We start from the raw sequence: 18,141 nt of genomic DNA on the forward strand, positions 1-18,141 counted from the left end.
GTTCCCCTCCCGAGACGAGCGTCAGGCCCCGAGACACGCGATGAATGTGACCGAGAACGCCGGGCAGCCCGAAATCGTCTTTCGGGCGCTGGACGCCGGTGGCGAGTTCCCGAGCGTGGTCGGCCCGTTGGTGGAGGCCGCCAAGCGGGAGTTGCCGGGCCGTCCCGAGCTGGAGCCGCCGGACGAGGGCGAGTACGCGGCGAAGAACCGCGGCGTGCTTTTGGTGGCCTATTTGGGCCGGCAGGCCTCCGCCACCGGCGGCTACCGGGCATTCCCCGGCGACCCGACCGGAAACACCGCCGAGGTCCGCCGGATGTTCGTCCGGACCGGCGCCCGCCGCTCCGGGCTGGGCCGGACGATGCTGGCCGAGCTGGAGGAGCGGGCCTGGGACGACGAGTACGGCCAGATGCTGCTCTACGCCACCGAGGACCTGGCCGCCGCGCGGGCGTTGTACGAGATGGCCGGGTACCGGCGACACACCGACTTCGACCCCAAGGACGACAGCGGCCGGTTGGCCTATGTCAAACAGTTGAACGGTCAGGCAAACTAGGAGCCATGGTCGCTCCCGTACCAGCCGACGAGATTGCCCGACTCACCGCCGAACGGGACCGGATCCGCGATCTTCACCTCGCGCCGCGCGACGACCGGCCGGCCAGCGCCGCGCGTGGCATCCACCACACCGCGCTGATCAGCGGCGATGTGCTGCGAACCGTCGAGTTCTACCAGGACGTGCTCGGCTTCCCGTTGATCGAGATGTTCGAGAACCGGGACCTGGCCGGCTCCACGCACTTCTTCTTCGACGTCGGCCACGGCAATACGCTGGCGTTCTTCGACCTGCCCGGGGTGGACCCGGGGCCGTATGCCGAGGTACTCGGCGGACTGCACCACCTGGCCATCTCGGTCACCCCGGAGAGCTGGGCGGCGGCCCGGGAGCGCCTGGACGCCGCCGGGGTGCCTTACCAGCTGGAGAGCGGCACCTCGATCTACCTCCGTGATCCGGACGGCGCGCGGGTGGAACTGATCGCCGATCCGCTGGGTGAGATGTACGGTCACCAGGTTGGATAACAGTTCCTCGCCAGTAACATGTTCTATGCACGCCGCCACTGGCGTGTCGTAAGAGATAGGTAGTGGGACGTTGAACGCTGGCCCGGACCGGCCGGAGATCTACTTTCGCGCGTTCGAGTACGGCGAGGCGCACGAGAGTCTCCTGGTGGTCATGCGCGCTTCGGCCCAGGCGGAGATGCCCGACCACCCGGACATGATCCCGCCGCCCGGTCCGGAGCTGGAACCGGCCAACCGGGGCGCCTACCTGGTGGCCTACGCCAACCGCAGGCCCGCCGCGTCCGGCGGCTACCGCACCTATCCCGGCGATCCGACGGGTGAGACCGCCGAGATCGTCCGCGTCTACGTCAACCCGGGCGCCCGGGGCAGTGGCGTCGGCCGGGCGCTGATCAACGAGCTGGAAGAGGCGGCCAAGGACGACGAGTACCGGCGCGTCGTCATGCATTTAAGCGACAACCAGCCGGCCGCGAAGGCGCTCTACGAGATCCTCGGCTACCGCCCGCTGCCCGGCGTCTCCCCGGACGAAGGCCCCGGCGGCCGCCTGACCTTCGCCAAGGACCTCACGGAATAGGGCCCGCACGGCCGCCGCCGGGTTCATCGGTGACCGGGTTCGCCGATGGCTTGGACGGCGCGGCTGGGGCTGGCCTACCGCACTCCGGGTGCGGCCCGTGGCGTTCGGCGTGGGCCGTCCCACCGCCAGCATCACGGTGTGTGACGACTGAGCGGGCGTCCTGTCCCGCTTGCTTCATCGACATCGACGTGAGTCCGGTCCGATCTTGGCCGAACCAGACTGGTGTCGATGTCGATGAACGCGGTCTCCGAACCAAGCTCCACCCGCGTCTCGCCGATGTAACCGGACGTGACCGATGGACGGCATCCACCTCGGAACCGGGCCAGGCGGCACCCGAGACCGCGGCTGCCCAGCCGCGCCGTCCAAGCCATCAACTACCAAAGATCGAATTGTTGGACGTGTTCCTATCGACCACAACCTCTGTGCGGCCGAGCGGGATGATGTCGACGATGGGGATACCGTCGCGGGTGATCACGAAGCCTGCGCCGTTCTCGATCGCTCGCATGATGGCGGGGAAGTCCTCGAGCAATTCATGCTGGGTGATGTGCTTCACGCGATATAACTTAGTGTGCGCGGCTACGGATTACCGCCAGGAGGGCAGCCACATCTCGGCGTTCCAGTGCGCCACGGTGATCGAGTCACCCACCATGACCGGCCACATCCAGGCGAAGTTGGCCACCGCCAGACCCACGTAGAGCGAGACGACCAGCAGCCCGGTGGCCCGCCGTTCGGCGCCCGACCCGGCCTTGCCCAGGATCTCGCCCAGCGCCAGGGTGATCGCCAGCACCAGGAACGGCGCCATGGTGGTGGCGTAGAAGAAGTACATCTGCCGGTCGATCTCGAGGAACCACGGGAGGTACCCGGCGCCGTAGCCCACCAGGATGGCCGCGTACCGCCAGTCGAACCGGGTGGCCGCCCGCCACACCGACCAGCCGAGCGCGGCCGGGCTGGCCCACCACAGCGCCGGCGTGCCGATGAGCATGGTGGCGCTCACGCAGTCGTCCGCGCCGCAGCCGTGCCCCTCGCCGGAGTAGTAGTAGAGCATCGGGCGCAGGCTCATCGGCCAGGCCCACGGCTTGGACTCCCAGGGGTGCGGGTCGGCCTTGTTGGTGTGCAGCTCGGTGTGGAAGGACAGCACGTGCGAGCTGTAGTACCAGAGCGAACGCAGCGCGTCCGGCAGGAAGGCCCACGGGCCGCCGGTGCCGATGCCCCGGCCCACTTCGTACCGGTCGGTGGCGGTCTCGCTGGCGAACCAGGCCCACCAGCCGGCCAGGTAGGTCAGCACGGGCACGAGGGCGAGCGCCCACAGCGCCGGCCCGAGGTCGCGCACCGCGGTGCCCACCCACGGCCGGCGCACCCCGGCGGCCCGCCGCGCGTTCAGGTCCCACAGCACGCACAGCACGCCGAACGCGGCCACCCAGTACACCCCGGACCACTTCACCGCGCAGGCCATGCCGATCAGCACCCCGGCGCCGAACCGCCACCAGCGCACGCCCAGGCGCGGCCCGTAGGGCGTGTCGTGCACCCGGCCCTCGGCCACCACCTTGGCCATCCGGGCGCGCGCATCGTCCCGGTCGACCAGCAGCGCGCCGAACGCGGCCAGCACGAACACGGTCAGGAAGATGTCCAGCATGCCCATCCGGGACTGCACGAAGCTGACCCCGTCGCAGAGCAGCAGCAGTCCGGCCAGCGCGCCGAACAGGGTGGACCGGGTCAGCCGCCGCGCGATCCGCACCACCAGCAGCACACACACGGTGCCGGCCAGCGCGGCGGAGAACCGCCAGCCGAACCCGTCGTAGCCGAACACCGCCTCGCCGATGGCGATCAGCTGCTTGGCCAGCGGCGGGTGCACCACCAGCTCGTACCCGGGGTTGTCCTCCACGCCGAAGTTGCGCAGCATCTGCCAGGCCTGCGGCACGTAGTGCTTCTCGTCGAACACCGGCGTGCCCTCGTCGGTGGGGAACCCCAACCGGTAGAACCGCAGGGCGCCGCCGATGAGGGCCAGTCCCAGCGCCACCAGCCACCCGCGCAGCCGGTCGGTGGGCATCGGCCGGTCCAGTGGGAACCCGCGCGCGCCCCTCGGCGACGCGCCCAACCGGCTCAGGTGCGCCCGCTGGGTCGGCCGTACGGTCTCCAGCAGGCTCGCCACGGCCTCTGATCGTAGGGGGCGGCCCCGCACCGGCCGGACACCTGCCGGATGTCTCTAAGCTCGCGAGTCGTGAGTGAGGGTGCCGGCGAGGGCCGGCTGCTGCTGGCCGCGACCCCGCTGGGCAATCCCGCGGACGCGTCCGCGCGGCTGGTCGAGGCGCTGGGCACGGCCGACGTGGTGGCCGCCGAGGACACCCGCCGGCTGCGCACGCTGGCCGCCGCGCTGGGGGTCCCGGTGACCGGCCGGGTGGTCAGCCACTACGACGCGGTGGAGGCTTCCCGCGCCCCCGAGCTGGTCCGGGCCATCGGCGAGGGGCGGACCGTGCTGGTGGTCACCGACGCCGGCATGCCGTCGGTGTCCGACCCGGGATACCGCCTGGTCGGCGCCTGCGTGGCGGCCGGGCTGCCGGTGAGCTGCCTGCCCGGGCCTTCGGCGGTGACCACCGCGCTCGCGGTCTCCGGGCTGCCCAGCGACCGGTTCTGCTTCGAGGGTTTCGCGCCGCGCAAGCCCGGCGAGCGGCGGCGTTGGCTGACCGTGCTGGCGTCGGAGTCCCGGACCTGCGTGTTCTTCGAGTCGCCGCGCCGGCTGGCGACCACGCTCGCCGACGCGGTGGAGGTACTCGGCGCCGACCGGCCGGCCGTGGTGTGCCGCGAGCTGACCAAGACCTACGAAGAGGTGCTGCGCGGCACCCTGGGTTCGCTGCGGGAGTGGGCTTCGGCGGAAGAGGTGCGGGGCGAGATCACCGTGGTGCTCGGCGGCGCGGTCGCCCCGGCTGCCTCGCTGGAGGCGCTGGCCGAGCGGGTCCGCGAGCGGGTCGCCGCCGGAGAGCGCCTCAAGGACGCCGCCCGCGCGGTGGCCACCGACGCCGGCGTCCGATCCCGCGACCTCTACCAGGCGGCCCTGGAGTAGAGCGGTTCAAGAACGGCTTGGACGGCGCGGCCGGGCGGCCTGCCGTGGCCGGGCACGGCCTGTTGCGTTGCGGAGCCGGGGTTTCCCGGTGCCGTTTTCCATGGTCAATTCATCGTGGGAGACGTTTTGCGGGTCGGTAATGTCGGTGAGGATGAATTGATCATTCGGACGGACGAGCCCGCGTCCCATTCGCCCCATCCGTTGCGCGAGGGAACATGGTGGGGCACGAGCCAAGGTCAAACCCCCACGAGAGAACGCAACGAGCGGCACTCAAGGCACGGCAGGCCGCCCCTCCGTTGTCCGGGTCGTCTTTAGAACCGGCACCGCTCTTACGTCGGGGCCGGCAACCCGGCTAGCTCGGCGACCAGTTCGAAGCTGCGGCGGCGGTCCGCCGCGCCGTGGGTGAGGGTGGTGATCATCAGCTCGTCGGCCTGGGTGCTTTCGAGGAGTTCGGTGATGCCCTTCAGCACCGTGTCGGGGGCGCCGATGATCTGGCTGGCCATGCGTTCCTCGACGAAGCCCTTCTCCAGGTCGGAGTACGGGTAGTCGGCCGCCTCCTCGGGGGTCGGCACCTGGCCGGGCTTGTTCTGCCGCAGCCGCAGGAAGGACAGCGCGCCGGGACCGGCGAGGTAGCGCGCCCGCTCGTCGTCCTCGGCCGCCAGCACCGACGCGGCGACCAGCGCGTACGGCTCCTTGAGCCGGGCCGAGGGGCGGAACCGCTCGCGGTAGAGGGCCAGCGCGGGCAGCGTGTTGGCCGCCGAGAAGTGGTGCGCGAACGCGAACGGCAGTCCGAGCAGCCCGGCCACCTGGGCGCTGTACCCGCTGGAGCCCAGCAGCCACACGTCCGGCTGGTTGCCGGCCCCCGGCACCGCCAGCACGCCCCGCTGGCTGGCCCCGACGAAGTAGCCCATCAGCTCGGTGAGCTGCTCGGGGAACTCGTCCACGGATAGCGCGTCGGCCCGGCGGCGCAGGGCCTGCGCGGTGACCGGGTCGGTGCCGGGGGCGCGGCCGATACCCAGGTCCACCCGCCCGGGGTGCAGCGCCTCGAGCATGCCGAACTGCTCGGCGACCACCAGCGGCGCGTGGTTGGGGAGCATCACGCCACCGGAGCCGAGGCGGATCCGCTCGGTCGCGGTGGCCAGGTGGGCCAGCAGCACGGCGGGCGCGGAGCTGGCGATGCCCGGCATGTTGTGGTGCTCGGCCACCCAGAACCGCTGGAAGCCTAGGCGCTCGGTCAGCCGGGCCAGCTCGATGGTGTCGCGCAGGGCCGCGCCGGCGTGCGAACCGGCGCCGACCGGCGCGAGGTCGAGCACGGACAGCGGGATGTCGGGGAGCTCGGAGCGTGCCACCTTGATGGCAACGTCAGCGGCCGCCGAGATCTTCCCGTTGTAAATCCCGCACGCGCCTAGGGCCTGTTGAAACTCGGGTTTGTTCGGTGAATGTCTTCGCCTGGGTGCCCGTTCGCGGCGGGGTGGGATGCGGGTGCGGCGGGGGCGGGGAAATCGGCTTGGACGGCGCCGGTTGGGTGGTCTGCCGCGGCTCGGGCCGGGCCGGTTGGGGTTCGGTCGACCAGAAACGGCCGTCAGGGCCTGATGATCGTGAACCTCCCCTGCCACAGCCCCACTCGTCACTTGCGTTTCGCGAGATGTACACCATAGGGATTTGATCTTGCTGCAAGCCCTGCCATGTGCATCTGACGAAACCAAAGTGACAAACGAGAACAACGTGACGGGCCAGTACTTCAATCGCGGCAGATCACCCAACCGGGGCCGTCCAAGCTGATCTTCAAGACCCGCACCGACCGCACCCGCGGCCAGCGCCTTCGGCGCTGTGTGTTCCGCACGCGCCTTCGGCGCTAGGGCAGCCTCAGCACCAGCAGCCGCGACGGCTTGCCCGAGTCGCGCGACCGCCCGTCGGGGCCGAACGCGTCCGGCCCGTCGGTCATGCCGAAGTCGTTGTCGCAGGCGACCGCGATCGTCCTGGGGTCGCGCACGGCGATCCCCTCGATCTTCTCGGGCAGCCCGGGCACGGTGGCGGTGAGATCGACCAGCGGGGTCTTGCGCTGGTCGGCCAGGTTGAACAGGTAGAGCTTGGCGACCTTGTCGGTGCGCTCGTCCACCACCAGCCGGTCCGGGCCGTACCAGGCCAGCGCGCTGATCTTCATGTCGTTCTGCTTGCCCTTGGCGGAGGGGTCGAAGGTGTTCACGTCCTCCAGCGGGTAGCGGTACTCGGCGCCCGGTTGCCCGGTCCGGGTGTCGAAGGCCAGCAGGCGGACTTCCCGGCCCTCGTCGGGCGGCGGGTCCAGCGGGCTCTGCAGAGCGGCGTACAGGGTGTCCCCGTCCGGGGCCAGGGCCAGCGCCTCGAACCCCCGGTTCTGCTGCCGGCGGCTCAGCTCGGCGGGCAGCGTCGGGTACACCGGGTAACCCGCCCCGGGCAGGCTCAGGCCGGCCGGCACGTACCGGGCCAGCACGGTGCCGGTGGCGGACAGCCGCAGCAGCGAGGGCGAGTACTCCTCGGACAGCCAGAACTCGCCGCCGGGGGTGCGCACCATGCCCTCCGGGTCCAGACCGTTCGGGTTGTAGGGCAGCGGCGTGCGGGCGGTCAGGTCGTACGGTGCCTCGTCGTGCCCGGGGGTGTTGGAAAGTCCGGTGACCGGCCGGCCGTCGGTGGTGGTGATCGGGATGGCCTGTTCCACGCGCAGCGTCCCGCCGTCCACCCGCAGCCGCAGCAGGGCCGGGTCGAAGTCGGGCACCGGGAAGGTGCGCCGCTGCTTGCCGTCCACCTTGACCTGGCCGTTCGGCCCCCGGTCGGTGATCGACCAGTACTCGTCCGGCCGGTCCCCGGGGTAGAGGTCACTGCCGATGCCGCCCAGGGCTATGCCGTGGTCGTCGGCCACCGGCCGGATCGTGGCCAGCGGGGTGCGCGCGAGGGCGGCGTCGGCGAGCACGGTCACCGGGGGCGCGACCGGCTTGTCGGGTTGGCCCGCGCAGCCGGCGAGCATGATCGCGGCGAGCACGGGCGCGGCGGCGAGGAGCGGTTGCCTCATGGTCCGGACGTTCTCAGGCCCCGGTGAACATCAGGTGTCCGGGGCCCGGTTTTGTCAGGGTCCGGTGCTTGGCTGGCCACCCACAAACCTGGAAGGACCGCTCATGCCCACCCGCGACACCCCGTGGCCCGCCGGCACGCCCTGCTGGATCGACCTGAGCGCGCCGGACGTGCCGGCCGCCGCCGAGTTCTACAAATCGCTGTTCGGCTGGACCTACGTGGACACCGGTGCCGACTTCGGCAACTACCACATCGCGCAGGTCAACGGCCGCGCCCCGGCCGCGATCGGCCCCCAGTTCGAGGAGGGCCAGCCCGCCGCCTGGACCCTCTACCTGGCCTCCGACGACGTGGACGCCACCGCCAAGCTGATCGCCGATAACGGCGGCGGCCTGTTGATGGAGCCGGGCGACGTCGGGGACAAGGGCCGGATGCTGATCGCCACCGACCCCACGGGCGCGGTGTTCGGCGTCTGGCAGGCCGGCGAGACCACCGGCCTGCAGGTTTTCAACGAGCCCGGCGCGCTGGCCTGGGAGGACGCCCGGCTGACCGACGCCGACGCCGGCCGGAGCTTCTACGCCTCGGTGTTCGGCTACACCTACGGACCGGTGGAGGGTGCGCCGCCGGCCTACCAGACGTTCGCCGTGGACGGCCGGCCCGTGGGCGGCATCGGCGACCTGACCGGCGCCCCGGAGGGCACGCCCAGCCACTGGGTGGGGTACTTCTCGGTGGCCGACGTGGACGCGGCGGCCGCCACCGCCGAGCGCGGCGGCGGCCGGGTCCTCGGCCCCGCCCAGGACACCCCGTTCGGCCGGATGGCCGAGCTGGCGGACCCGTTCGGCGCGACCTTCATGGTGCACGCGGAACTGGCCTGACCCGCCCGGCGGGCCCGGGCAACCGCCGCCCGGGCCCGCCGGCAACGTCGGTCAGCCGCGCTCGAGCCGGTAGCTGAGCAGCGCGAACGGGCCTTCCTGGCGAACCTCGGTGAGCCGCATCCCCTTGGTGATGGTCCGGGGCAGCAGCGGCGCGCCCCCGCCGAGGGACACCGGTGCGACCCCCAGGATCAGCTCGTCCAGCAGGCCGTGGTCGTGGAACTGGCCGGCCAGGTCGCCGCCGCCGACGACCCAGATGTTCTTCCCGGCCGCCGCCTCGGTCATCGCCGCGTGCACCGGGCGCACGTCGCCGCGCACGAACCGGACGTCCGCGTCGGCAATCGCCGGCAGCTCGCGGCTGCTGAACACCCAGCTCGGCTGGCTGTACATCCAGGGGCGCGGGTGGTCGGCGTCCGCGTTGATGTGGTGGTTCACGATCCACTCGTAGGTGGTCGAGCCCATGGCGATCGCGCCGACCTCGGCGATGAACTTCTTGTAGACGTCGTCGTCACCGTCTCCGAACTGGAGCAGCCAGTCCAGCGAGTTGTCCCGGTCGGCGATGAAGCCGTCGATGCTGGTGGCGGTGTAGTACTGGGTTCGCATGCTGGCAGCTTCTCAGGAACCCCTGACAGAAACGGGCGTGTACCGGCCACGCTGAAACCCGTTAGTGGGTCGGGCATAGGCTGGTAGGCATGAGTTCCCGCGTGTTGACCGCCGTGGCCTGGCCATATGCCAACGGCCCACGGCACATCGGCCACGTCTCCGGCTTCGGCGTGCCCTCCGACGTCTTCTCCCGCTACCAGCGAATGGCGGGCAACCGGGTACTCATGGTTTCCGGCACCGACGAGCACGGCACGCCCATCCAGGTGCAGGCGGACGCGGAGGGGATGACCGCCCGCCAGCTGGCGGACAAGTACAACCGGGTCATCGTGGAGGACCTGCAGGGGCTCGGGCTGGCCTACGACCTGTTCACCCGCACCACCACCAGCACGCACTACGAGGTGGTGCAGGACCTGTTCCTGGCGCTCTACCGCAACGGCTACGTCGTGCCCCGGACCACGATGGGCGCGATCAGCCCGTCCACCGGCCGCACCCTGCCGGACCGCTACGTGGAGGGCACCTGCCCGATCTGCGGCTACGACGGCGCGCGCGGCGACCAGTGCGACAACTGCGGCAACCAGCTGGACCCGGCGGACCTGATCAACCCGCGCTCGAAGATCAACGGCGAGACGCCGAAGTTCGTGGAGACCGAGCACTTCTTCCTGGACCTGCCGGCGTTCGCCGAGTCGCTGGGCAAGTGGCTGGCCACCCGGAGCGACTGGCGCCCGAACGTGCTCAAGTTCTCGGCCAACCTGATCGAGGACCTGAAGCCGAGGGCGATCACCCGCGACCTGGACTGGGGCGTGCCGGTTCCGCTGGACGGCTGGCGGGACCTGCCGATGAAGCGGCTGTACGTGTGGTTCGACGCGGTGATCGGCTACCTGTCGGCCTCCGTCGAATGGGCCCGGCGGGGTCCCGACCCGGACGCCTGGCAGCAGTGGTGGTGCGACCCGGAGGCCACCGGCTACTACTTCATGGGCAAGGACAACATCGTCTTCCACTCGGTGATCTGGCCGGCGCTGCTGCTGGGCCAGAACGGCGCCGGGGACAAGGGCGGCGCGCCGGGCGCCTTCGGCACGCTGAACCTGCCGGACGAGATCGTCTCGTCCGAGTTCCTCACCATGAGCGGCTCCAAGTTCTCCACCTCGCGGGGCACCGTGATCTACGTCGGTGACTTCCTGAAGGAGTACGGCCCGGACGCGCTGCGCTACTTCATCTCGGTGGCCGGCCCGGAGAACCAGGACACCGACTTCACCTGGGAGGAGTTCGTCCGGCGGATCAACTTCGAGCTGGCCAACGAGTGGGGAAACCTGGTCAACCGGTCCGTCTCGATGGCGCACAAGAACGTCGGCGCGATCCCTCGCCCGGGCACGCTGACCGACGCCGACCACGCGCTGCTGGCCACGTCGAAGGCCGGGTTCGACACGGTCGGCGGGCTGCTCGCGCGCAGCCGGTTCAAGCAGGCGCTGGGCGAGGCGATGCGGGTGGTCTCGGCGGCGAACAAGTACATCTCCGACTCCGAGCCGTGGAAGCTCAAGGACCAGCCCGAGCGCCGCGACACCGTCCTGCACACCGCGCTGCAGGTGGTCTCCGACGCCAACACCCTGCTCACGCCGTTCCTGCCGCACTCGGCGCAGCAGGTGCACCAGGCGCTGGGCGGATCCGGGGTGTGGGCGGCGCAGCCGGAGATCCGGGAGGTCTCCGAGCTCGGCGAGGGGCCGGACTACCCGGTGCTGACCGGGGACTACGCCGGCGAGCAGGCGCGGTGGGAGTCCAGGCCGGTAGAGGTCGGCCGGCCGCTGGAGAAGCCGTCGCCGCTGTTCAGCAAGCTGGACCCGAAGCTGGGCGAGACCGGCCCGGAGTGGGCGCCGATCCGGTGACGGCGCGGCGGGAGCCGGCGCCGGCTCCGGAGCCGTTGCCGGGTATCGGTGCGATCGACGCGCACACCCACCTGGACGCCTGCGGCTGCGTGACCGTCGAGGACGTGCGCGCGGCGATGGACCGGGCGGAGGCGGTCGGGGTGGGCCGCGCGGTGACCGTGGCGGACGACCTGGACTCGGCGCGCTGGGTGGTCACCGCCACCGCCGATCCGAGGGTGTCCGCCGCCGTCGCCCTGCATCCGACCAGGGCGAACGCCCTGGACGACGCGGCCCGCATGGAGATCGAGAAGCTGGCCGCGTCGCCCGGCGTGGTCTCGGTCGGGGAGACCGGGCTGGACTACTACTGGCCCGGGAAGCTGGACGGCTGCGCCGAGCCGGCCGAGCAGCGCGAGGCGTTCGCCTGGCACATCGACCTGGCCAAGCGGCTGGACAAGCCGGTCATGATCCACGACCGGGACGCGCACGACGACGTGCTCGCGGTGCTGCGCGCGGAGGGCGCCCCCGCCGCCGGCGTGATCTTCCACTGCTTCTCCGGCGGCCCGGATCTGGCCCGGGCCTGCGCGGACGCCGGCTACCACATGTCGTTCGCCGGCACGGTCACCTTCCGCAACGCGCGCGAGCTGCGCGAGGCCGCCGTGCTGGCCCCCGAGGAACTGATCCTGGTGGAGACCGACGCGCCGTTCCTCACCCCGCACCCGCACCGGGGCAAGGCCAACGAGCCCTACGCCCTCCCGTACACCGTGCGCGGCCTGGCCGAACTGCGCGCCACCGATCCGGAACACCTCGCCGAAGCCACCCGCCGCAACGCGACCCGAATCTTCCGCATCCCCTAAGGCGTCTCCCACCCGCCGAGTGCTGGCTGAGTCCGGTGTTTTCTTGATCGAAACCGGACTGGGCCAGCACTGGACGCGGATTTGGCGAAACGGCCACGTCGAGCGGGCGGGTCGGGCAGGGTTGGTGAGTGCTGGAGGGGCCTTTTCGGGGGAGCGAGGCGATTCGCGCCGGGGTGCTCACTCGGCATCAGTTGTATGGCGGACGGTTTCGGCGGGTGTTCCCGGACGTCTACTCACCCGCAACTGCCTCGTTGGACCTGTTCGCGCGCTCCCGGGCGGCGTATCTGTTGGTCCGTGACCGAGGTGGCGTGCTCGTCGGATACTCCGCCGCCACGATGCTCGGCGCCGACTGCGCGCCGGAGTGGGCACCGGCCGAGGTCGCTCTGCCACACGCGTTGGACGCCCAACCAGGCCTGCGGGTGTGCCGCGACCGCATCGAACCCGCCGATGTGGCCGAGGCGCACAACTGCCTCGTGACGACCGCCGCACGCACCGCTTGGGACCTCGCCAGACGCCTGGACCTGGTGGAAGCGGTGGTGGCGGTGGACGCATTGGCCCGTCTCGGCGCGTTCCGTCCGGTGGACCTGCTGACCTGTCGGGCGAAGACGCCAGGAGCTCGGGGCTGCCGGCGGCTGGATCGCGTGATCGAGCTGGCCGACCCGAGGGCCGAGTCACCGGCGGAGACCCGGCTGCGCGTCGGGCTCGTGCTGGAGGGCCTGCCCGGGCCCGAAGTCCAGTACAAGATCCTCGATGAGTACGGCTTCGTGCTGGCCAGGGTGGACCTGGCCTACCCCTCGGCGAAGCTGGCCATCGAGTACGACGGGCGCAATCACCTGGAGCGCCGGCGCTGGGAACGGGACCGGGAACGTGACACCCGGCTGTCCGGCTACGGCTGGCAAACCCTCCGCTTCGGCCACAACGACCTGCGGGCCATCCACCAAACCGCGAGCAAGGTCTGTGCCCTGCTCGCCCGCCGCTCACCGAGTGCTGGCTGAGTCCGGTGTTTTCTTGATCGAAATCGGACTGGGCCAGCACTCGACGGCCGGCTGGGCCGGTCAGGCCCCTGGTTCGGCGGAGAAGAGCCAGTCGGGTTCGTTGCGCAGCGGCATCGGCTCCGAGGGCGGGCGCGGGCGTGGGTAGGGGGAGGGGCGGCCCTCGGCCGTCGGGAGTTGGCTGGGTACCGGACGTGTTTCGGGTTCGAACGGGGTCAGCGGTACCGGCGTCGCCCGTGGCGAGGGCTGGGCCGGTATGGCATTGGTGGCCGGCTCGGTGCGGTGCCTGGGTGTTGGCGCGGGCTCGTTGTGTCCGGCGGGGGACAGCGGTTCGGGCCGCGGCGTCTCGGGTGCTCCCGAGTTTGCGGTGCGGGTGGAGTCGCGCAGCGAGTGCGATCCCGAGCTGACGGTCCAGGCGGGTTCGGGCAGTGGGTGTGGTCCGGAGGTGGTGTGTGGGGTGGGTTCGGGTAGCGGGTGTGGTCCGGAGGTGGTGTGTGGGGTGGGTTCGGGCAGTGGGTGCGGTCGGGAGGTGGTGTTGCGGGTGCGTTCGGATCGCGCGTGCGCTCCGGAGTCTGCTCTCCGGGCGGGGTTGGGCAGCGAGAGCGCTCCTGAGCTGGGGGTTCGGGCGTGCTTGGGCGACATGGGGGGCTCCGTGATGGCGAGTCGGATGGTTTCGGGGAGCTGGTGCGGTCCGGACGTGGCGGGTCGGGTGGGTTCAGGGAGCTGGTGCGGTCCGGAGGTGGCGGGTCGGGCGGGTTCGGGGAGTGGGTGTGGTCCGGACGTGGCGGTGCGGACGGGTTCAGGGAGTGGGTGTGGTCCGGAGGTGACGGTGTGGACGGGTTCGGGGAGTGGGTGTGGTCCGGAGATGATGGGTCGGGTGGCGTCGGGGAGTTGGCGCGATCCGGAGATGGCGATCGGGGCCGGTCTCGCGGTTCGCGGGCGTGGGGGCGGGGTGTGGGTCGCGGGCACCGGTTCGGGCCCGGGTGCGGATCTGGGCTTGGGGCGGGGGTGCGGTGTCGGGCGGGGGTGTGGGGTCGGGCGGGCGGCGGGGTTGGCGTGGATCGCCGGAGTGCGCCTCGGGTGGGGCGTGGGACGAAACGGGACGGCGGCGTCGGGGTGGTGGAGGCGGTAGAGGCGGGCGTAACCGGGACAGCTGGCCATCAGCTCCGGGTGCGTGCCGTAGCCGCGTACGCGGCCGCGGTCGAGGTAGACGATGCGGTCGGCGTCGGCCACGGTGAGCAGGTTGTGCGAGATCACGATGGTGGTGCGGCCGTCCATCGCCCGGCGCAGCGGGTCGAGCACGCGTTGGGTGGAGACCGCGTCGAGGCCGGTGGTCGGCTCGTCCAGCAGCAGCACCGGCGCGTTGCGGATCATGGCCCGGGCCAGCGCGATGCGTTGCAGCTGGCCGCCGGAGAGCATCATGCCGCGCTGCCCGATCCGGGCGTGGTAGCCGCCGGGCAGGCCGGTGATGAACTGGTCGGCGTCGGCCGCGCGGGCCGCCGCGACCACTTCGGCGGGCGTGGCGTCCGGCTTGCCCCAGCGGATGTTCTCCGCCACCGTGCCGTCGAAGACCAGGGTCTGCTGCAGCACCACGGCCAGGTTGCGGCGGAGCGTGGACAGCCGCATCCGGCGCAGGTCCACGCCGTCCAGGGTGACCGCGCCGGCCCCCGGGTCGTACAGCCGCAGCAACAGGTGCAGCAGGGTGGACTTGCCCGCGCCGCTGGCCCCGACCACGGCGACCGTCTCGCCGGGTCCCACGGTGAAGCTGACCTCGGCCAGCGCGGGCCGGGCGCTGTCCGGGTAGCGGAAGCCGAGCCGGTGCACCTGGACCGCGCCGCGCGCCCGGCCCAGCGGGACCGGGTCGGCCGGGTCGGTCACGTCGGGTTCGGCGTCCAGCACCTCGATGATCCGTTCCGCGCCGGCGCTGGCCGCGAAGATCGTGTTGGCCAGGTCGCCGAAGCCGGTGATCGGCCCGTACAGCTGGGTGAGGTAGCCGATGAACACCAGCAGCCCGCCGAGGGTGATCCGCCCGGCGATCAGCTCGCGCAGGCCGAGGGCGATCACCAGCAGTGCGCCCGCCGCCTCCAACAGGTCGGTGAACGGGCTGAACAGCGCCTCCAGCTTGGTGGCCAGCATCTGCGCGGTGAAGCTGCCCAGGTTCTCCCGGTGGAACCGGGCGGACTCCATGCCGGCCCGGTCGTAGGACTGCACCAGCGCGGTGTTGTTCAGGCTCTCCTCGGCGACCGCGCTGATCGAGCCGGACCGCCGGCGGCGTTCCCGGGAGGCGGCCTTGATCCGCCGGGCGAAGAACCGGCCCAGCAGCAGCAGGATCGGCGCGCCGGCCAGCGCGGCCAGCGCCAGCCGCCAGTTCAGGATGAACAGCGCGCCGCCGAAGAAAAGGATCTGGAATACGTAGGTCAGCGCCTGGTTGAGGCCGGACAGCATCAATTGCTCGATGGCCGCCACGTCGCCGGTCAACCGGGCGAGCAGATCACCGGTCTGACGTTTCTCGAAGAATGTCAGGGAAAGCCGTTGCAGGTGCCCGAAGACTCTTCCGCGCAGGTTCAGCACGAATCGTTCGGCGACCCACGCATTGAGGTACTCGTCGAAGAACCCGACGACGCCCTCGAGCATGGTGATCGCCACGAATGCGGCGGCGACCATTGGAAACAGGGAGATGTTCCGGGCGGTCAGCACGTCGTCCACCAGGATCTTGAACAGCCAGATCCCGGCGGCGGCGAGCCCGGGCGGTACGGCGACCAGCAGCAGGCTCAGGGCCATCCGGCGGCGGAAGCCCTGGGTGTCCGGCCAGAACCGGCGGAAGATCGCCCGGATGCTGGCCGTCGGGGCCAGGTCCACCAGCGGACTGGGGAGCGAGGTCGGGTTCGGCGCCTCGGGGTTGTCGGGGTCGTCGGGGTTGTCGGTGGGTTCGGGTTCTCGGGGAGTTCGGCCGCGTCTGTGTGTGCCCATCGGGGTTGGGGTGCACCGGCCCCGCCAGCGGAGAGTTCTAGCGCGGGATGCGCTTGCCGAGCGCGCGCCCAGTTCGGCGCGCGCGGGACAAACTGGCGGAGCCGGTGCTGTTCACCGCGGTCAGTCGTCGCAGCGCCGGCGGTGACGCTTCAGGCGGCGGCAGTCGTCGTCGTCCCGGCGACGGCGCCTCCGGCGGCGGTCACAGTCATCGTCGTCGTCGCGCCGGCGACCCCGGCTCGAGCCGGAGATCACAATTCGGAAGCTGCTCATGCAAACGATCCTCTCGGTCTTTGGTCACGGCCTCGGGGTGGCCGTTGTGTAGCTAATCAGCGGGCCCGGCGAATTCGTTTCGCGAATGTTGTGGGACCACTCGAACAGCCCAGGAGCAGCGGTTTTAGGCAAAAGGAGTAATGCGCGGAAATGGGCCACGTCAGGGCCGTGAATGTGGCGGACACGAGATCGGTAACGCGATGACCGGCGGTACTCCGTTCGGGGCACCGAACGCCAAACGGCCACGGGCCCGTGGCCGGCCGGTTAGCGTTCCGTGACCGTGAGCCGTGGCGGTCGGGGGCTGGTCCTGGTGGCCATCTGGCTGCCGGTCGCGCTGGTCGCGGTGGGGCTCGCGGTGGGCCTGCCGAAGACCGTCACGGTCACCGTCGACGGCGAGGACCGCACCGTGCGCACCCAGGCGACCGACGTGCTCGGCGCGGTGCGCGCGGCGGGACTCACCCCGGGCGAGCGGGACCGGCTGGAACCCACCGGGGACACCGAGTTGGCGGACGGCGACCTGATCACGTTCAACCGGGCGCGCGAGCTGACCCTGGTCAGCCACGGCCGGCAGCGGACGGTGTGGACCACCGAGCGGTCGGTGCACGACGCGCTGTACGTGCTGGACATGGACGCCCAGCCGGGGGAGCTGAGCGTCCCGCCGGACACCCGGATCCCGCTGACCGGCCTGAGCGTGCGGCTCACCCCGTTCGGCGGGTCGGCCCTCGCGCCGCCCGTGCTCGAGCCCGAGCCTCCCGCCCGGCCCGCGCCCCAAGCACCGCCGCCGCAAGCACCGCCGCAAGCGTTGCCGCCCGGGGCGCCGGGAGCGGTTCCGCCGGCCCCGGGCGTGGCCCTCGGATCGGTGTGGGACAAGCTTGCCAAGTGCGAGGCCGGTGGGAACTGGCGGATCAACACCGGTAACGGCTACTACGGTGGCCTTCAGTTCGACGTGCGGACCTGGCGGGCGCATGGCGGCGCCCGGTACGCGGCGCTGCCGCACCAGGCCAGCCGGGAGGAGCAGATCGCGGTTGCCGAGAACGTCCGGAGCCGACGCGGCGGGTTCGGGGCCTGGCCGGCCTGTTCCCGCAAGCTCGGCCTGTCCCGAGGCGGCGACCCCCGCTGAGGCCGGCCTGCTCGGGCCGGCCGAGGTGCGCGCGCTGGCCGAGCGGCTGGGTGTGCGGCCGACCAAGAAGCTCGGGCAGAACTTCGTGCACGACGCCAACACGGTCCGCCGGATCGCCCGGCTGGCCGGTGTGGGGAGCGACGACGTGGTGCTGGAGGTCGGTCCCGGGCTCGGCTCGCTCACCCTGGCGCTGCTGCCGCACGCGGCGCGGGTGGTCGCGGTGGAGATCGACCCGGTGCTGGCCGGTGCGCTGCCGGGCACCGTGGCCGACCGGGCGCCCGCCCTGGTCGACCGGCTGACCGTGCTCACCGAGGACGCGCTCGCAGTGCGGGCCGAGGAGCTGCCGGTCGCTCCCGACCTGGTGGTGGCCAACCTGCCGTACAACGTGGGCGTGCCGGTGGTGCTGCACCTGCTCGCCGGGCTGCCCTCGCTGCGCGGCGGGCTGGTGATGATCCAGTCCGAGGTGGTGGACCGGCTGGCCGCTTCGCCGGGTGGCCGGGAGTACGGCGCGCCGACCGCGAAGCTGGCCTGGTTCGCCCACGCTCGCCGGGCCGGGCCGGTGCCCAGGACGGTGTTCTGGCCGGTGCCCGGGGTGGACTCGGCGCTGCTGGCGCTCGAGCGGCAGCCACCGCCGGATGCGGGCGGGGCCACCCGCAAGGAGGTGTTTGCTGTGGTGGACGCGGCGTTCGGGCAGCGACGCAAGGCGCTGCGCGGGGCGTTGGCCGGGTGGGCCGGATCGCCGTCGGCGGCCGAGCGGCGGCTGCGCGCCGCCGGGGTGGATCCGACCGACCGCGCGGAGCGGCTGACCATCGCCGACTTTGCCCGTATCGCCGCCTCCGCCGATCGGCCTAGCGACGCACGCACGTAGAGT

Annotated in this window: 15 protein-coding genes and 2 pseudogenes; 11 read left to right on the plus strand and 6 right to left on the minus strand. The window is 71.6% G+C overall.

Going from position 1 to position 18,141, the window contains the following annotated elements; translation table 11 throughout:
• The first annotated feature begins 40 nt into the window (after window positions 1–40).
• From ABEB12_RS09125 to ABEB12_RS09135, 3 genes are all read left to right on the plus strand, one after another.
• Window positions 41–550 carry a GNAT family N-acetyltransferase gene (locus tag ABEB12_RS09125; RefSeq protein WP_185064549.1) on the plus strand — a complete coding sequence of 170 codons (510 nt, stop codon included), beginning with the start codon at window positions 41–43 and terminating at the stop codon, window positions 548–550.
• A gap of 5 nt (window positions 551–555) precedes the next feature.
• Entirely contained in the window at window positions 556–1,065 is a 510-nt protein-coding gene (locus ABEB12_RS09130) for a VOC family protein (RefSeq protein WP_185064551.1), read from the plus strand.
• Window positions 1,066–1,135: 70 nt separating this feature from the next.
• A complete protein-coding gene (locus ABEB12_RS09135) occupies window positions 1,136–1,633 on the plus strand; it encodes a GNAT family N-acetyltransferase (protein ID WP_185064553.1) in 498 nt (165 codons plus the stop codon).
• Window positions 1,634–2,003: 370 nt separating this feature from the next.
• Here ABEB12_RS09135 and ABEB12_RS09140 read toward each other — a convergent pair whose 3' ends face one another.
• Window positions 2,004–2,186, minus strand: coding sequence for a hypothetical protein (locus tag ABEB12_RS09140; RefSeq protein ID WP_185064555.1), 183 nt, complete (start codon window positions 2,184–2,186; stop codon window positions 2,004–2,006).
• A gap of 30 nt (window positions 2,187–2,216) precedes the next feature.
• Window positions 2,217–3,680, minus strand: a complete 1,464-nt coding sequence (locus ABEB12_RS09145) for a dolichyl-phosphate-mannose--protein mannosyltransferase (protein ID WP_345702730.1) — start codon at window positions 3,678–3,680, stop codon at window positions 2,217–2,219.
• A 171-nt stretch (window positions 3,681–3,851) separates the two neighbouring features.
• On the opposite strand from ABEB12_RS09145, the gene rsmI reads away from it, so the two are divergent.
• Window positions 3,852–4,691, plus strand: a complete 840-nt coding sequence (gene rsmI / locus ABEB12_RS09150) for a 16S rRNA (cytidine(1402)-2'-O)-methyltransferase (protein ID WP_345702682.1) — start codon at window positions 3,852–3,854, stop codon at window positions 4,689–4,691.
• 329 nt (window positions 4,692–5,020) lie between these two features.
• On the opposite strand, the gene ABEB12_RS09155 is transcribed toward rsmI, so the two are convergent.
• Both ABEB12_RS09155 and ABEB12_RS09160 read right to left on the minus strand, forming a co-directional pair.
• Window positions 5,021–6,040, minus strand: coding sequence for an LLM class flavin-dependent oxidoreductase (locus tag ABEB12_RS09155; RefSeq protein WP_345702683.1), 1,020 nt, complete (start codon window positions 6,038–6,040; stop codon window positions 5,021–5,023).
• A 506-nt stretch (window positions 6,041–6,546) separates the two neighbouring features.
• Window positions 6,547–7,737 carry an esterase-like activity of phytase family protein gene (locus tag ABEB12_RS09160; protein ID WP_185066694.1) on the minus strand — a complete coding sequence of 397 codons (1,191 nt, stop codon included), beginning with the start codon at window positions 7,735–7,737 and terminating at the stop codon, window positions 6,547–6,549.
• 103 nt (window positions 7,738–7,840) lie between these two features.
• On the opposite strand from ABEB12_RS09160, the gene ABEB12_RS09165 reads away from it, so the two are divergent.
• The gene (locus ABEB12_RS09165; RefSeq protein ID WP_185066693.1) at window positions 7,841–8,608 is read left to right on the plus strand and encodes a VOC family protein; all 768 of its coding nucleotides are present in this window, start codon (window positions 7,841–7,843) and stop codon (window positions 8,606–8,608) included.
• Window positions 8,609–8,659: 51 nt separating this feature from the next.
• Here the strand turns inward: ABEB12_RS09165 and ABEB12_RS09170 are convergent, their stop codons facing one another.
• Window positions 8,660–9,208 (minus strand): dihydrofolate reductase family protein, encoded by a 549-nt coding sequence (locus ABEB12_RS09170; protein WP_185066692.1) that lies wholly within the window; start codon window positions 9,206–9,208, stop codon window positions 8,660–8,662.
• Window positions 9,209–9,297: 89 nt separating this feature from the next.
• Here ABEB12_RS09170 and metG point away from each other — a divergent pair, with 89 nt between their 5' ends.
• The 3 genes from metG to ABEB12_RS09185 all read left to right on the plus strand — a co-directional run bounded on the left by metG (window position 9,298) and on the right by ABEB12_RS09185 (window position 12,913).
• Window positions 9,298–11,085 (plus strand): methionine--tRNA ligase, encoded by a 1,788-nt coding sequence (gene metG / locus ABEB12_RS09175; protein WP_185066691.1) that lies wholly within the window; start codon window positions 9,298–9,300, stop codon window positions 11,083–11,085.
• Window positions 11,082–11,918: a YchF/TatD family DNA exonuclease gene (locus ABEB12_RS09180; protein ID WP_185066690.1), complete on the plus strand. Its 837-nt coding sequence runs from the start codon at window positions 11,082–11,084 to the stop codon at window positions 11,916–11,918. The genes metG and ABEB12_RS09180 overlap by 4 nt, the downstream gene beginning before the upstream one ends.
• Window positions 11,919–12,226: 308 nt before the next feature.
• Entirely contained in the window at window positions 12,227–12,913 is a 687-nt protein-coding gene (locus ABEB12_RS09185; protein ID WP_185066689.1) for a DUF559 domain-containing protein, read from the plus strand.
• Between the two features lie 60 nt (window positions 12,914–12,973).
• Here ABEB12_RS09185 and ABEB12_RS09190 read toward each other — a convergent pair whose 3' ends face one another.
• Window positions 12,974–15,880, minus strand: coding sequence for an ABC transporter transmembrane domain-containing protein (locus ABEB12_RS09190; RefSeq protein ID WP_221499088.1), 2,907 nt, complete (start codon window positions 15,878–15,880; stop codon window positions 12,974–12,976).
• A 625-nt stretch (window positions 15,881–16,505) separates the two neighbouring features.
• On the opposite strand from ABEB12_RS09190, the pseudogene ABEB12_RS42065 reads away from it, so the two are divergent.
• From ABEB12_RS42065 to rsmA, 3 genes and pseudogenes are all read left to right on the plus strand, one after another.
• Window positions 16,506–16,628, plus strand: a pseudogene (locus tag ABEB12_RS42065) (ubiquitin-like domain-containing protein); the annotation flags it as partial.
• Between the two features lie 375 nt (window positions 16,629–17,003).
• Window positions 17,004–17,270: pseudogene (locus ABEB12_RS42070) on the plus strand (transglycosylase family protein); the annotation flags it as partial.
• A 7-nt stretch (window positions 17,271–17,277) separates the two neighbouring features.
• A complete protein-coding gene (gene rsmA, locus ABEB12_RS09200; RefSeq protein WP_345702731.1) occupies window positions 17,278–18,138 on the plus strand; it encodes a 16S rRNA (adenine(1518)-N(6)/adenine(1519)-N(6))-dimethyltransferase RsmA in 861 nt (286 codons plus the stop codon).
• Window positions 18,139–18,141: the final 3 nt, after the last annotated feature.

It is taken from the genome of Actinospineispora eucalypti, from assembly GCF_039543365.1.
In the GTDB taxonomy this organism is placed as follows: domain Bacteria; phylum Actinomycetota; class Actinomycetes; order Mycobacteriales; family Pseudonocardiaceae; genus Pseudonocardia; species Pseudonocardia eucalypti.